The sequence below is a fragment of the Leptospira adleri genome (genome assembly GCF_002811985.1).
Lineage (GTDB): Bacteria > Spirochaetota > Leptospiria > Leptospirales > Leptospiraceae > Leptospira > Leptospira adleri.
In genome coordinates this window covers 1-15,279 of record NZ_NPDU01000018.1, presented here as the reverse complement: position 1 = coordinate 15,279, position 15,279 = coordinate 1, and the positions used below count along the sequence as shown (strand labels likewise).

Annotated in this window: 16 protein-coding genes; 9 read left to right on the top strand and 7 right to left on the bottom strand. The window is 44.2% G+C overall.

Annotation, left to right across the window (positions count from 1 at the left end; all coding sequences use genetic code 11):
* The first annotated feature begins 10 nt into the window (after nucleotides 1–10).
* From CH376_RS08710 to CH376_RS08675, 8 genes are all read left to right on the top strand, one after another.
* Nucleotides 11–409 (top strand): hypothetical protein, encoded by a 399-nt coding sequence (locus CH376_RS08710; protein WP_100787148.1) that lies wholly within the window; start codon nucleotides 11–13, stop codon nucleotides 407–409.
* A 284-nt stretch (nucleotides 410–693) separates the two neighbouring features.
* Entirely contained in the window at nucleotides 694–909 is a 216-nt protein-coding gene (locus tag CH376_RS08705; RefSeq protein WP_243394803.1) for a tautomerase family protein, read from the top strand.
* 125 nt (nucleotides 910–1,034) lie between these two features.
* Complete coding sequence (locus tag CH376_RS08700; RefSeq protein WP_100787147.1) at nucleotides 1,035–1,805, top strand: YdcF family protein; 771 nt, start codon at nucleotides 1,035–1,037, stop codon at nucleotides 1,803–1,805.
* A gap of 102 nt (nucleotides 1,806–1,907) precedes the next feature.
* Nucleotides 1,908–2,303, top strand: coding sequence for a cytochrome c maturation protein CcmE domain-containing protein (locus CH376_RS08695; protein ID WP_100787146.1), 396 nt, complete (start codon nucleotides 1,908–1,910; stop codon nucleotides 2,301–2,303).
* A 43-nt stretch (nucleotides 2,304–2,346) separates the two neighbouring features.
* Nucleotides 2,347–4,536 carry a heme lyase CcmF/NrfE family subunit gene (locus tag CH376_RS08690; protein WP_100787145.1) on the top strand — a complete coding sequence of 730 codons (2,190 nt, stop codon included), beginning with the start codon at nucleotides 2,347–2,349 and terminating at the stop codon, nucleotides 4,534–4,536.
* On the top strand, nucleotides 4,533–5,117 hold the full coding sequence (locus CH376_RS08685; protein ID WP_100787144.1) for a cytochrome c-type biogenesis protein: 585 nt from the start codon (nucleotides 4,533–4,535) through the stop codon (nucleotides 5,115–5,117). The genes CH376_RS08690 and CH376_RS08685 overlap by 4 nt, the downstream gene beginning before the upstream one ends.
* Entirely contained in the window at nucleotides 5,117–5,527 is a 411-nt protein-coding gene (locus CH376_RS08680; RefSeq protein WP_100787143.1) for a zinc ribbon domain-containing protein, read from the top strand. Before CH376_RS08685 ends, CH376_RS08680 begins: the two co-directional genes overlap by 1 nt.
* On the top strand, nucleotides 5,503–6,180 hold the full coding sequence (locus CH376_RS08675; RefSeq protein WP_165781812.1) for a hypothetical protein: 678 nt from the start codon (nucleotides 5,503–5,505) through the stop codon (nucleotides 6,178–6,180). The genes CH376_RS08680 and CH376_RS08675 overlap by 25 nt, the downstream gene beginning before the upstream one ends.
* A 582-nt stretch (nucleotides 6,181–6,762) precedes the next feature.
* Here the strand turns inward: CH376_RS08675 and CH376_RS08670 are convergent.
* Complete coding sequence (locus tag CH376_RS08670) at nucleotides 6,763–8,631, bottom strand: hypothetical protein (protein ID WP_100787141.1); 1,869 nt, start codon at nucleotides 8,629–8,631, stop codon at nucleotides 6,763–6,765.
* A gap of 3 nt (nucleotides 8,632–8,634) precedes the next feature.
* Nucleotides 8,635–8,913, bottom strand: a complete 279-nt coding sequence (hisE, locus tag CH376_RS08665) for a phosphoribosyl-ATP diphosphatase (protein WP_100787140.1) — start codon at nucleotides 8,911–8,913, stop codon at nucleotides 8,635–8,637.
* Nucleotides 8,914–9,045: 132 nt separating this feature from the next.
* On the opposite strand from hisE, the gene CH376_RS08660 reads away from it, so the two are divergent.
* Nucleotides 9,046–9,867, top strand: coding sequence for a tetratricopeptide repeat protein (locus tag CH376_RS08660; protein ID WP_100787139.1), 822 nt, complete (start codon nucleotides 9,046–9,048; stop codon nucleotides 9,865–9,867).
* A gap of 6 nt (nucleotides 9,868–9,873) precedes the next feature.
* Here CH376_RS08660 and murC read toward each other — a convergent pair whose 3' ends face one another.
* The 5 genes from murC to CH376_RS08635 all read right to left on the bottom strand — a co-directional run.
* Nucleotides 9,874–11,271 (bottom strand): UDP-N-acetylmuramate--L-alanine ligase, encoded by a 1,398-nt coding sequence (murC, locus tag CH376_RS08655; protein ID WP_100787138.1) that lies wholly within the window; start codon nucleotides 11,269–11,271, stop codon nucleotides 9,874–9,876.
* Nucleotide 11,272: 1 nt separating this feature from the next.
* On the bottom strand, nucleotides 11,273–12,349 hold the full coding sequence (locus tag CH376_RS08650) for a UDP-N-acetylglucosamine--N-acetylmuramyl-(pentapeptide) pyrophosphoryl-undecaprenol N-acetylglucosamine transferase (RefSeq protein ID WP_100787137.1): 1,077 nt from the start codon (nucleotides 12,347–12,349) through the stop codon (nucleotides 11,273–11,275).
* The gene (locus tag CH376_RS08645) at nucleotides 12,346–13,500 is read right to left on the bottom strand and encodes an FtsW/RodA/SpoVE family cell cycle protein (protein ID WP_100787136.1); all 1,155 of its coding nucleotides are present in this window, start codon (nucleotides 13,498–13,500) and stop codon (nucleotides 12,346–12,348) included. Before CH376_RS08645 ends, CH376_RS08650 begins: the two co-directional genes overlap by 4 nt.
* Complete coding sequence (gene mraY, locus CH376_RS08640) at nucleotides 13,497–14,609, bottom strand: phospho-N-acetylmuramoyl-pentapeptide-transferase (RefSeq protein ID WP_100787135.1); 1,113 nt, start codon at nucleotides 14,607–14,609, stop codon at nucleotides 13,497–13,499. Before mraY ends, CH376_RS08645 begins: the two co-directional genes overlap by 4 nt.
* A gap of 54 nt (nucleotides 14,610–14,663) precedes the next feature.
* Nucleotides 14,664–15,279: Mur ligase family protein (locus CH376_RS08635; protein WP_276329218.1), on the bottom strand; the 616-nt coding region annotated here is incomplete at its 5' end.

Here is a 15,279-nt window from a genome sequence, read left to right as displayed (position 1 = left end):
GAGAAAAATCATGAAAAAGTATATTCTAATATTCTTAATTATTCCGATTCTCTTTTGCCAAAAGGACAAGGAAGAACACGACAAAGACCAAACGATCCGCCTTCTTGCAAGCGCCTTGAACGAAACAAAAGCCGATTGTGTCTATTGCACCGATACCCAAGCCTTTCAGGGAAACTGCACCTGCTTTACTCAGATCCCAGTTTGGAGCTGCCAAGGTTACTCTCAAGGACGGCAAAAATCGAATTCGGTCAAAATATCCTGCGAGGATTTGACATCTAAGGGATTATGGACAAACGGAAAACCGGAAGGCCAGGAGGAAACAACGGAACCGATTCCCGCAAAATCCTGTACGTATTTAACCTGTCCTTTGGAGGCTTACAGAGCGGCTTTTACTTCGGACTCGCTCTAGAAAAAATATGTCCAAGGAGGGACTTGCGCCGAGTCCCTCCTTGGAAGGATCGATTTCATTTCTCGCGTTGAACTTGCAAATGCAAGAGGTTCAAAGGTTACCGTCTTTCGATCCGACTTCTTAAAACAAAAACGAACTTTTGTAAACGTTCAATTCTTTGAAACGGAACCGCTATCGTCAAAAGAGTTCGATTCTTCTTTTTATTCTTCATAGGATAAGAATTAAAACCCGGCTTCTTTGCAAAAGTTTGAAAACCGGTTTACAAATCCGAGTCGACTGAAGAAATGAAATCCGAATTTCAGAAGAAGGATTCAAACGTTATGCCTTATGTAAACTTGCAAGTCGCCGGTCCTCTGACTCGGAAACAAAAAGAGGAAATCGTAAAGGAATTTACCGAAACTCTCGAAAGAGTCGCCGGAAAACCGCCCGAAGTCACATACATCGTAATCGACGAGGTTTCGAGAGAAAACTGGGCGAAAGGCGGAAAACTTCTCGAGTAGAAATTCTACTACGTTCGCTTTCGTGTCGAAACGTATACGTTTCCGAATTTAATTTCCGAGTTTTTTAGAAGTAGCTCGATCTTTTTTGAAGAGGAGTGCGGGACTTCCGGTCCACGAAAAAATCTATGTCAACAATCCTATTCTCCATTTCCAAACTTGCAACGCTGGTATTGTTCCCGCTTCCTTTGACCTTGCTCGTTCTATTGTTCGCCGGGTTCAAACTCAAGAGATGGAAGGAAAAACTTTCGATCGTCTTACCCGTATTGTTTCTCTGGATTCTTTCCACAAGCACCGTCTCACAAAAGCTCATTCAATCTTTGGAAATTTATTATCCGCCGGTATCCGTAAGCGAAGTTCCGAAGGCCGACGTCATCTTGGTGTTAGGCGGAATGGTCTCCACTCTGAGCCGCCACGACGAACCCGTCGAACTCAACAACACCGCGGAAAGACTTACGGAAACGATTCGACTCTACCAGGCGAAGAAAGCTCCTAAGATTCTTTTTTCGGGCGGATCGGGAAATCTATTCTATCAGGAAGTTCCCGAGTCCGAACCCGCGGGAAGATTTTTGAGACAACTGGGAATTCCGGAATCTTCTTTGATCTTAGAATCCAAAAGCAGAAACACGGCGGAGAACGTCGCCTTTACGATGGAGTTACTGAAGGAACGCGGCTGGAAGTCTATCATCCTCGTTACCTCTTCCTTCCACATGAAACGTTCGGTCGAAAATTTTCAAAACAAGGGGATCGAGATCATACCTTTTCCCACGGACTTTCGAGCTCAAAAGGCCGTCCTTACCTTGGACAATTTCTTCCCGTCGACATTTTGTCTCGAAAATTCAACGATCTCAATCAAAGAATGGATCGGAATTTTCGTTCAAAAGATTCGAAACTCCTGAAAGAAGATTGGAATGAAGTAAAACGGGGATATTTCCACTTTTCTCCTTCCGTTGTCTTTGTTTTCATGGTCTAAAACAGAAACTAGATCGGAACTTTTAACGATGAACATCAAATTTACGGTCCTCGCCGGGATCATTCTTCTTTCCCTCGCTTCCATCGCATATTTCTCATCCAAGGAAACATCTTATACGCTTCTGGACGCTTCCGAGTTGGCGGCTTCTCCCGCTCGTTACCAAGACGACCTCTTGCGAGTCAGAGGATTTGTAAAGTTAGGCACCGTTGTCCGCGAAGGCAAAACGGCAAAATTTATCTTAGAATTCAATGATAAACAAATACCGGTTTTTTTCACCGGCGAAACTCTTCTTCCGGACGCGTTTAAAGAAGGCACAAGAGCGAGGGTCGACGGTTATATGAAAGACGGAGTTCTTGTTTCGGATCATGTGGAAGCGAAATGCGCGTCCAAATACGAAGCCGAATATTCGGAAGAAAATAAATAAATTTCTATCGCCCTAAAAGCGAAAGGACAACGGACTTTTTGATATGAACGATTTCGGCGCTCTTTGCTTAATCACTTCTTTTGCAATTCTTCTCTTTTCCATATTACAAACTTCTTATGGAATCTGGAAACAGGATCGCCAAGCGATCGAACTGGGAAGATACACTTTGATGGCGAACTCGGCCGTCATTCTCCTCGCGTTTATAGTTCTTTTGGTTCAACTTTTCAGAACGGACCTTTCCAATTATTACGTTGTGATGCATTCCAACGAACACCTTCCCTTGTTTTACAGACTCACGGGCATTTGGTCGGGATCGTCCGGTTCCCTTCTCTTTTGGAATCTTTTGCTTTCAATCTTTACGTTCATAGTCCTTTGGCAGACGAGAGAATTGGTCAACGATAGAATCCCCGTGATGAATCTAACGTTAACCGTCATTAGCGCCTTCTTTTCGTATCTCGCGGTTTTTTACTCCGACGCGCAGCCGTTTCGGGAATTCCAGCCTGCGGCCGTCGCGGGAAGAGGACTCAATCCTCTCTTGCAGCACTGGGCCATGGTCATCCATCCGCCGATTCTTTACGTCGGTTACGTCAGTTTTGCGATCCCGTTTTGTATCGCGACTTCAGCGCTCATCACGGGACATCTTTCCGAAAACTGGTTTCGATTTGTAAGAAGATGGACCATCTTCTCCTGGTTTTTTCTTGGAACTGGAATTCTTCTCGGATCAAAATGGGCGTACGAAGAATTGGGTTGGGGCGGTTATTGGGCATGGGACCCCGTTGAAAACGCTTCATTGATGCCCTGGCTTTTATCGACTGCGTTCCTTCATTCCATGATCATCCAGGAAAGAAGAGGAATGTTAAAGTTTTGGAATATGCTTTTGATCATCCTCGCTTTCCATTTTTGTTTGTTGGGAACCTGGATTACGCGAAGCGGGGTTTTGGAAGGTCCTCATAGTTTTTCCAAATCCACGATCGGAACTCCGTTTATCATCTTTATCGGACTCAGTTTCGCATTTTTTATCGGCTTTCTGATCTATCGAAGAGATGCGTTAAAACCGGAAAGAAATCTGGAAGCGATGACTTCAAAGGAAGGAAGTTTTCTGTTTAATAACTTTCTTCTCGTGATCGCGACTCTCGCGATTCTTCTCGGAGTATTTTCCCCTCTTCTATACGGAAGAGAATTTAAGGCTCCATGGTTCAATTCTTGGGGAGTTCCGTCCGGGATTCTTCTGATTCTACTTATGGGATCCGCGCCGCTGCTCGCTTGGAGGAAAGGAGCGGACAAAATTTTCTTTTCCACTCTCTTCAAACCGTTGTTAGTCGGAATTTTGGGAGCCGGGGCTTACATTCTTTTTTACACGCAGAATTTTACGATCAGCGATTACAGCCTTGGTGACGTGATCGGAGAAATTTATTCCGTGGTCGCGGTCGGTCTCGGAATTTTTACGATAGCCGGAATCGCGCAGGAATATCACAGAGGAATCGTCGCGAGAAAGACGACTTATCCTTCTGAAAATTATTTCTTTTCCGGATTTAGAATGCTCTTAAAAAACAAAAGGAGATACGGAGGATATCTCGTTCACTTGGCGATGGTGATTCTTTTTATCGGGTTTGCGGGGAACGCGTTCAAACAAAACACTTCGATTAAGTTTTTTTATTTTTTAAACGCGCCAGAGAACAACGAAATCGTATATTCCAGTCAAGACACGGGAGTCCTTGGAAACTATCAGATCTCGGCGAACACTCTCAAGATTAAACCTCTCGTGAACGGCGACGCGAACAACGGACTCAACATTCAGAACGTGATCGTATCTCACGAAGCAACCTTTCAAGTAAAACGTCATCTGAAAGATTTTTCGACGATGGTGACCGAGAGAAGATTTTATCCTCAGATCTCCCATCTCAGCGGAGATTTTGAGACTCATATTCCCACGAGCGAGCCCGCGATCGCGTCGACTCCGAAGGAGGATCTTTATATCCAACTGGGTGCGATCGAACATTCGGATCTTTCGGATGAAAATCCGGATCTTCCTCTCCTGTTTATGAATTATCTTTTTACGAACTCGAATCAACCAGTACGCAAACTGGAAAATTTCAATCGTTTCCCGAGACAGATCGTCGCCAACTTGGAAGTCTGGGTAAACCCTCTAGTTAAATTTATCTGGGCGGGCTCCTTACTCTTTTTCTTCTCCGGGCTTTTGATTCTTCTTCCCATAGGAGAATCCAGAAATTGAACGCAGTATTTTATAAAACTTTAATATTCTTTTCGATTGTAGTTCTGTTTGTTCTGAACGGCCAGGTTTTCGGAGATTCCACCTTCACCAATCTGAGCGAGCCGGACCAGATCAGAACGTTTCACGAAGTCACTTCCAGAATCCGGTGTATCTGTATTCCCTCGATCACGATCAAGAGTTGTTCGTTTAACAATTGTACGGTTTCTGCAAAGTTGAAAATTTTCATAGAAAATCGGATCGCAAAGGGAGAAAGCGCCGACGTAATCGTTGACAAGATGGTTCACGGATTCGGAGAAGAAGCGCTTCAGGATCCTGTGATCCGGAAATTCGTGGAAGCCGGAAACACGGGGATGGCGAACTCCGTGGTTTTCGGTTTTGGCGAAAACATCCTTGCTACTCCGGATTCCACTTGGATCAATTTGAGTTTGTGTCTTGCGGGCGTTCTTGGAATTCTTTTTATTTTCTTATACATAAAACGTAAGAATCCGAATTCTTCCAAAACGGCTGCGCCCGATTCTCCGAAACAGGAGACGGAAGCATTCAAACGATATCTTTCAGAAATTGAGGAGAAACAGAAATAATGGATCTTCTACTCGTTCCGTTTTATATCATCCTGGCCGGAATCGTCGTCCTTCCGTTTTTTTACGTTCGTTATTCTATCGATTTGAAATCGAAGGATTTAGAATCCGAAAAATTGGAACTGATCAATCGAAGAGAAGTGATTTTAGAAAATCTAAGAGACATCAAGATAGAATTCGATACCGGCAAACTCACCGAGGAAGAATTTCAATCCATCTCCAAAGGAATCGTGAAAGATTTGGAGGACTTCGACGAAAAGATACGAACGATCGCACAAAATATTCCAAGACAGAATCCGACCGCTCCTACTCCCAACGAAATTCTTACAAAGTATTGTCATGAATGCGGATTTAAGATCGAGATTTACGGAGCTAAATTTTGCCCATCCTGCGGAACCAAACTGATCGTCTGATAAGAATCTTTTCGAAAATAGTTTCGATTTTTATAATATTCTTGTGTACGATTTCGTTTTCGAACTGCCAAAGTAAAAATCTCAAACTCCAAGGCGACCTCGTCCGGTTAAACGAACTTCCTTTTTACGGAGCTGGCTTTTCCGTCTCCGCCTCGAAGGTGGACAAAGAGGATTTGGAAGGACTTCGAAAAGATCTGAAAAACGAGCTCTCATCCAGAGCTCCGAAAGACAGACTGGAACGATGGAAAGAAATTTCGGAGTTGAATGGTTCCGAGGGGATTTACATCCTTTTTCAGATCGTTCCGGAAACAAGAGTGTTACCCGAGTTTTTAGTCTTTCAATTTTTATTAAACGAACAACCTTCCGAAAGAATCTGGCCTTACTATCTACAAACCATCACCGCAAAAGTTAGGAACGCGCGCTTTTCCGCACTCCCCGCCTACGGCGCGGTTGGATATCCGTATTACGCGGTTCCGCCCGGAGTATATCCTTCCGGCGCCCTCCTCTACGATTCCGACGTAACGACGGACACGGAACATATCTATCGTTTTTTGGTTCGATTCCCTAAAAATTCATTTTATCGCGATTCCGATCGTAAAAATTTTTTCCAAGTAACAACACCCGCAAAGTCCATTCTCAAATTTGAATATTAGATTTTTAATATATTTTTCAAGAAATAATCTTTCTAAAATCCCTTCCTTGCTTTGAACTTTACTACAAAACCTAGAAAACTTCGAAGAATTTTGCCATGCCGATTTTAATCTTTGTGCGAGTTCCTACAAATTGAGTTACCTCCCGCGCTATGCGATTTCAAATCGTTCCCTATCATTCAAAATCGGCATGAGTTCCTACATTTTATGATTTCGGGACAAGCACGTAACTCAACATCCGATCCGAAGTAAAAAAAACCATTCCCGATTTTTCTTTCGCGAGCGAGGCCATAAACGTTCCATCTTTTTTAGGAAAGGTCATATCTTACCTAAAGTTTCTGAGAAAAAGGATTCCATTTTTGTAAAGTACAAACCGCGGAGAACAGTTTGTCGGAACAACTACAAACCGCGGAATTCCTACTTGTCATTATTTGTTTTTCTGATATGGCTGAATTTGCGGAAATTTCCCGCGAGCCCGCCTCCTCCACCCAAAACTCAGCGCGGCGCTCTCTACGGATCGCGCCGCAGGGTGGGGCCCGCGACTTTTACGGAGGACTTGTCGGAACTACGACGGTAACTCCGATTTTACAGGGCCGGCGCGCCGTTCTTTCCGAAATATTCCCGATCCAACTGTTTCTCTACGTCTTCCTTTTTCCAATCGGCATAGGAAAGTCCATAGAGCGTCTTTCGATAGGCGTCCACCGCGAAAGGATAACGAAAGTCTTCGGCAAATCTTGTCTTAAAATTTCCGCGTCCAAAAAACATAAAATCGAAAACGATCTTCCATCTCTCTCTGGTCCAAATCTCTTCTTCGCTTAACAATCGGACTTCGTAATAAAAACGATCGAGTTCTGAATTCTCCAACACGGAAGCCGTTTCCTCAATGTATTCTTTATAACCTCTCGGCAAAAGTCTTATGTAATGACCGGGAAAACCCTTTCCGGGTAATCTCGCCAGAAACGGGTCGGTGATTCCCAAAAGATCGATCCAGTGGATCTCCGGTCCTCCGTAAAAACCCGCCAAACCGACGTTAGTCGTAATCTCTACGTCCCGAGCGACGGAAAGCGTCTTTGTATCGAAAGTATCTCCCCCTCCTTTCTGAATTCTTGCCGCGCCTTTTTTCAAAAACTCTTTTAAGTCGCTACTCGTCCGAGAAATGCGGATCTTGATCGCATATTCTGCCCAAGGATGAGATTCAGGGCGAACCCCTCTCAAAAAATTCTTCAAGGAAACATTATCCTGATAGGACGCCCTCTCGTCCACGACGCCTTTTTCCACGCGCACTTCCTTTCTCTGATAAAAATAACGAAAAGGAGAATTCGGATGAACCAAAAAAAAGACAAAAACCGCAAAGCCGGAAACATATAATATTTTTATAATGCTTTCGGAATTCTTCTCGAAACGTTTCGACAAAAAGAGCGCTTGAGAATAGAGGGAGACGATCAGACAAGAACCTAAAAATCTTCCCGCCATAAAGTCTCCTCCTATCCAGAGGAGATATAAGAATACGGGCAAAACGCTTCCCATTCCAATAAAAAGAATTCGGTTTTCTTTTTTTTCGGAAATAGATTTTCTCCATATTCCGGGAATCGTTTCGAAAAAGATCATACAAAAATGCGAAAGAAAAACGAAACTCGCAATCGGATCCCATTTCAAGCTGACTCTTACGTAATTCCAACCCGCCGCGATCCTTTCCGAAAGAGGAGAGATCACATTTGTCTTCGCATAAAACGTGTTCGGAAATATGGATCCATAATATACGATCGAAAACAATAGAAAAAATAGCCAAGGCAGAAGTCCCAAAACTCCGTTGCTTAAAAACGAAATCCGTTCTTCTTTCGAAATTCTAAAAAAAAGAATCATCAGAGGAATCATCAAAAGAAGAATCAAATCCAATCGTGTCAGCAGAATGAGCGCGGTCGTAAAACCGATCCTCAGCCCGTCCATTCCGGAAATGCTTTTTTCGGAATTAAAATACAAAGAATAAAATCGATTTAAAAATAACAGAAGCAAAAGAAAAGAAAGAGGATTTTCCAACCCGGAAGTATTATAATCCACGAATATTCCCGAAGAGAAAAGAACCAAAAAAGAAACGGATACGATTCCGACATAAATTCTAAACCGAGAAAAGAAAAACACAAACGACGAAAGAAATAAAATTCCGCAGACATAGGAAAGTAGATACGCCGAAATCGAAATCTCACCGATCAAAGCCTGAATCGGAATCAGCAAAAACAACCATAGAGGATGTGTGTAAACCTGAACTCTCTCAAGCGGATTCCATCGAAGTCCGAATCCGTTCAGAAAATTGTCAACGACTCGAAACGTGATGAACGAATCGTCCGAAAGCCAGGCGCTCTCATAAAATAAAATCGTATAAAAGGAAATAAAGAGAAAAAGAAGAAAGGACCTCCGGGAAATTCTTTTTAAAAAAGCAACCCCCGGAAAATTCATTTTTTAAGAATGGCGTTTACGAAGTTCTTCCACGATGTCCTGCAAAGAAAGACCTTGCTCGACCAACAAAACCTGAAGGTGAAAAAGTAAATCCGCAGCTTCGTGCGTGAGTTCTTTTTTGTCCGCATTCTTAGCCGCGATGATCACCTCTCCGGCTTCTTCTCCGACTTTTTTAAGAATCCGGTCCACGCCTCCGCGAAACAAATCCGCGGTGTAGGATTTGTCAGGAAGTTCCTGTTTTCTTTTTTTAAGAATATTTTCCAACTGTAATAAAAATTCCATGAATCCAAGGCTTCCTTTGCGAAATCTGCCCCTAGTTTTCTCAGGCTCCGATTCTCCGACAACCGTATTTTTAAGTTTCCTCGCAAAGAAAACGCTCGCTAAAGCGTTCGTAAATCAGTCCTATGATAGAGAATGAAGAATTTATATTTCCCGATCTGCATCCTTCTTACGGTCCTCTTCCATTCTTCTCTTGGAGCCGAAATCCAATGGGAAAAATCCGTGAAGACAGCTTTCGAAAAGGCGAAAGCGAACGGCAAACCTATCTTTATAGACGTTTATGCGGATTGGTGCACATACTGCAAAACTCTCAAAAAAGAAATCTATCCGAAAAAGGAAGTTCAAAACGAACTCTCCAAGTTCGTGACTCTTTCTCTGGACGGAGACACGTTTCCAAATCTCAAAAGAAAATACGGAATAGAAGGTTATCCTTCGATGCTTTTCCTCGATCAAAACGGAAGCCTCATCGACAAGATTACCGGGATGCCCGACGCTAAGATGGTTCTTAAATATTTGAAGAATGCTTACGCAAGAAGAAATCTCGAAAAGGAATATCTTGAAAAACTAACAAAGGATCCCGAAGGAACCAAAACGAATTTTCAAGCGGGGGTCTACTACTTCGAAGCCAGAGAATACGGAAAAGCGATTCAATATTTCAAAAAGGCGATCGAGTCCAGCGACTCGAAGAACAACGATAAAAAACACGACGCGCTCTACAACCTCGGAATTTCCTATCTCGAAGTAGGAAACTTTAAGGCCTCGGTGGAGACGTTCGGTTCTTATCTGACGAAATATCCGAACGGAGATCTGGCATCCGCCTACTTCTACAGGGGAAACGCATACGAAGAATTAAACCGAAAGGAAGACGCGAAATCGGATTACAAAAAAGCGTTGGAACTCACGAGCGATTCGGAGGAAAAAAAGGACCTCCAGTCGAGAATCGATTCTCTAAATTAGAATATTCTAATTTTTTAAAAAATAGATTCCCCAATCCCGCACGTTTCCGGCGCCGAGTGTCACAAACTTATCGCCGGGTTTTAAAAAACGAGTCAGCTCTTTCACTCCTTCTCCGATATCTTTGGAAAGAATTTTCGCGGGATGGGTCATAGCGTCGGCAATGAGCTTCGTTTCCACGCCTTGGATTGGATCCTCTCCCGCAGTATAGATCGGCAAAAGATAAACCGTTTCTCCGGTGTTCAAACTCTCCGCAAATTCCTTGTATAAATTTTGAGTTCTCGTATATCGATGTGGCTGAAATAAAATCACGGCTCTTCCGTCTTTTTTAAGACCTTCCATCGATTGAATCACCGCCTTGATTTCGGTCGGGTGATGTCCGTAATCGTCGTAGACTTCGATTCCGTTTTTGCTTCCGAGATACTCGAGCCTTCTGCTGACACCGGAGTATTCAGGAATTCGTTCGACGAGTTCCTCCAGTTTCGCCCCCGCCTCGAAGCATGCAAGAATCGCCGCGAGAGCGTTTTTGAGATAGTGTTCGCCCGGATATTTTAGAGAAAACGAATATTCTTTTTCTTGAAAGTAGAATGTCAAAACTCCGGATTCTATCCTGTAAAGCGCAATTTCGGAATTACGATCTTGTTTGTATTCGCCGGTTTTCTCTTCCGCTTCGGATTTTATCTTTGCAAATCCTAAAATTTTAGAATGATCTCGAAACAACGAAAGCGCGTCCGTAATTCCGATATCGTCCAAATTCAAAATCAAGCGCTTCGAAGCGAGTTCCATATAACGTGCGAACGCTTTGAGAAGATTCTCTCTCGTCTGATAATAATCGAGATGATCTTCGTCCACGTTCGTGAGAATCCGAACTGCCGCGTTGTGGTTGTTGAAGGTTCCGTCGGATTCGTCCGATTCAAAAACCGCCCATTCTCCCTTTCCCCAAGATCCGCCCCTTCCGTTTAAAAACGCGACTTCTCCTCCCACCATCACTGAAGGAAAGAATCCGCATCGATCTAATAAGAACGCGGTCATCGCGGTGGTCGTGGTTTTTCCGTGAGAGCCCGCGACGGAGATCTGTTTTTTTTCGGACATTGTTTGATGAAGAAGTTCGGAACGGTGGACGATCGGAATTCCCTTCTCTTTAAATTTTTTGACTAAGGGATGAGAATCCAAACGAATCGCCGAAGAATAGATCGCAAGATCGTAATTCTCCGCCTCGAGCGTGGAAGACTTGTCTAAAACCGTCGCGCCGCGTTGTATCAGCTTCTCCACAACCGCGGAATGTTTTCCGTCGTATCCACTTACTTTCATTCCTTTTTCCAAAAGAAGAAAAGCGAGAGACGACATTCCGGAACCGCCGATTCCGAGAAAGAACGGCTTTTGAAAGGATTTCCAATCGGCTTGCATCTTAATCCAGTGAGAAAAAATACTTCGCCGTGTCTCTTGCGGCGTCGACATGAGAACACTGAAGCGATTTGATGGACATGTCGTTTAACAAAGAAACGTCGTTGGCGAGCTTGTCTAAAATTCTGAAAAGATGGGATTCGTCCTCGTCCTTCTGATCCAATACGACCGCGGCTCCGTTCAGTTCGAAATACTTCGCGTTCGCCATTTGATGATCGTCTTTTGCGTAAGGATACGGAATCAGAATCATTGGAAGAGCGAACGCCGCGCACTCGGATAAAACTCCGGAACCGGACCGCGCTATCACGAAGTTCGCCCACTCGTATTGCTCTTTCATATTGTCCGTATAAGAGATGAGTTCGGCGTCCTTTTTCGTTTTTTGCGAAACTTCCTCGTACAAAGCGGAGCCGGTTAATAAGCGAAATCGAAACTGAGTGTTGATTTCGTCGTGATCCATAAGACGAACTACGATATTGTTGATCTGTCTCGCGCCCTGACTTCCGCCCATTACGAGAACGTTAAACTGTTTCTTCTTTTTGCCGTCGTATTTTTCGGAGAACTTCAAGGACATCTTTGGAAGCGTTTTTTTACGGAGAGGATTTCCGATGATCGACCAATCGCAGGGAACCGAATGATTAATCGGAGGAAAACTAAACGCGGCCTTGTTTGCAAAACGGAAAAACAACCGGTTTACGTTTCCCGGAATACAATTCTGTTCGCAGAGATAGACTTTCTTTCCAAAAAGAACTCCGTATAAAATCGAAGAAACCGTGGAATAGCCTCCCATTCCCACGACTACGTCCACGTTGAGTCTGCGAAAGAGTAAAAACGTTTTTAGAATTTGATACGCGTAACGAAAGGGGAAAAGAAGAATATTACTGGAAAGCGGAGGAAGATTGTGCCAGAGAACGTTACACGGCGCTTGTTCCAAATCCGGATTGTTTCGATTTCTTTCGAGAGAATAAAGATATAAATTCTCATAGCCGATCTGTTCCTTTAAGTCTGTCAAAACCTCCGCGAGAGCCACTCCCGGCGATATATGTCCGCCGGTTCCGCCGGCAGCGATAACAATCGATCTCATAGGCCTAGGTTTTCCTTTCTCGTTATATTGACAAGAATTCCAAGAGAAATCAACACGATGAGAATGGAAGAACCTCCGTAACTCACGAACGGCAAACTGATTCCGGTGATCGGAAAGATTCCGGTGACGACGAACATGTTGATGATGAATTGTGTTCCCAAGATGATCAAAATTCCCGCACCCAAATAAAAACCGAACGGATCCTTCACCTTCTGCACCAGATAAAAAGCTCGGAACAGAAGTATTAGGATTAGAAAGATAAAAATCATAAATCCCACAAAACCGAAATCCTCGACAAAGGTTGCTAATACGAAGTCGGTATGGCTGTAAGTCAAATAACGATGGGCGTAACCGGCAGCCAATTTGTTTCCGAACCAACCGCCGTCTAAAAACGCTCGGAACGAAGTCACGAGCTGATGTCCCTCGTCGAAACGGTACCGATACGGATCCAACCAGACCTCAACCCTTTTTTTACGATAACCGACCCGATCGATCAGAATGTAAATCAGAGGAAGGGATACGATACCTACGACGAGCAAATTTCGAAAAGGAAATCCGAATAAAAAAATAAAACCCAAAATTACAAAAAGAATTTCTAATGTGGTTCCGAACGCCGGTTCTACAAGAATCAAAACGATCACCGTAAGCAGTAAAACCGAAGGTACCAAAAGTTTTTTGTAATCGGGAGCGGATTCTAATTTTAACTTTTTAAAAAGAGAGGCGAGATAGATCAAAACGGCGACCTTGGCCACTTCCGAAGGCTGGAGTTGATACGGACCCAGCGCGATCCATCTGTGAAAGTTTCTTCCGTAATACGTGGAAACCGATTTTCCGACGCCGGGAATAAAAACAAGAATCAGGAGACCGATGGCGACTAACATTCCCAAGGCGGCGAGCTTTTCGAGCTTTTGGTACGGAAAGATCGAGAAAAAAAAGAAAAACAAAAGACTTACACAAATCCAGATCGCCTGTTTTTTGAGGAAGTATTCGGAATCCTTAAATTCCCTCCAGGCGGTAATACTCGAAGAAGAATACATAACGCAGAGTCCGAGAAAAAGAAGAACGAAAATCGTAACGATGAGAAGAACGTCCAAGGAGGCCTTTCCCGGCCTCCAGAATTCTTTCCATTTCCTTCCTATGGAATCGATCATTGAATTTTGAGAGTGGATAAGGAGATGATCGCGAGGATGACCGCGATGATCCAAAATCGAATGACGATCTTCGTTTCTTTCAACCCTCCCAATTCGAAGTGATGGTGCAACGGAGCCATCTTGAAGATTCTTTTTCCCGTAAGTTTAAAAGATCCGACTTGAAGAATCACCGAAAGCGCTTCGCTTACAAAGATCGCTCCCAGGATCAAAAGAAGGATTTCCTTTTTCAGAAGAATCACTACCATACCCAGAGTCGCTCCTAAAAAAAGAGAACCGGTGTCCCCCATAAAAATCTGAGCCGGGTGCGCGTTGAACCAGAGAAATCCGAGAAGAGCCCCTGCGAGCGCCGATAAGAACACCGAATATTCGTGGGCACCGGGAAGATAAGGAATGTTGAGATAGTTCGCGACGATCGGGGTTCCGGAAAAGTATGCGATGATGCCTAACGTGACGACTGCGATCGCGACCGTTCCAGTCGCGAGTCCGTCGAGTCCGTCCGTCAGATTCACCGCGTGGGAGGAGCCGATGATCACGATGATCGAAAAAGGAATCGCAAAAATTCCGAGAGCGAAAACGGGACCCTTTACGAAGGGGAAAAACAGATCCGTCAGTTGAAACGGAATTTTACCGGAATGTCCCGCCGGAGTGAGACCCGTATAATAAAAGAATAATATACAAAACCCGAGAGAAATCAGAATGGAAAGAACGAACTTGGTTCGCGCGCGCATCCCGCCCTTGATTTTTTTAACCGACTTCATGTAATCGTCGGCGAAACCGAGGCCGGAGAAAAAAAGAGAAAAGACCGCGAGCATTACGATGTTCGGATTTTTTAGATTTCCCCAAAGGAGAACCGAAAGAAGAAGAGAACCGATGATCAAAAGACCTCCCATCGTAGGCGTTCCCTTTTTTGCTTCGTGCGATTTCGGACCGTCGTCCCGAACCGATTCTCTAAATTTGAGACCGTATAAAAAGTCGATCACACGATGACCGAACCAGAACGTGACCAACATCGAAGTCAGGCCCGCCATCAGAGCGCGAAACGTAACGTAGCTAAAAATACGGAGAGAATCCAGATGGTTGAAGTAGAGATCGTAGAGATAATAAAACATGTACCCGTCCTAGTTTCAAAAAAAAGGAGTGTTCTTTATTTGTATCGGAGAATTTTAAAAAAGACCGAAGGCTTTTTGAACCTGCTCGACGTCGCTGAAGTGACGTTTTTCCTTACCGATGATCTGATATTCTTCGTGGCCCTTTCCGGCGACGAGAAGACAACCGCCTTCGGGTAAAACCGCAACGCCTTCCGCGATCGCTTTGGCCCGATCCGCTTCCCGGAGAAGAGGACGAAATCCTTTGGAAAATCCGGATTGGATCTCGTCCAGGATCGATTCCGCTTCTTCCGTACGAGGGTTATCGGAGGTAAGAATCACTTGGTCGGAAAGTTCTTCCGCAATCCGGGCCATCTTAGGACGTTTGGAGCGGTCCCGATCTCCTCCGCAACCGAAGAGAGTGATCAAACGTTTCGGTTTAGAATCCCTCACACTTCGTATAATATTTTCAAGAGCGTCCGGAGTATGAGCGTAGTCGACGACCGCCATTCTGGAACGGTCCTTGCTGTAGACGATTTGGAAACGTCCCGGAATCTGAGGAATTCTTTCCAAAGAAGAAAGCATCTTTTGCGGATCCAAACCGATCCCGATTCCGGTGATCCAAGCGAGCGCCGTATTACGAACGTTAAACGAACCGAGAAGATTGGTATGGATCGAACGACTCGCGCCTTCC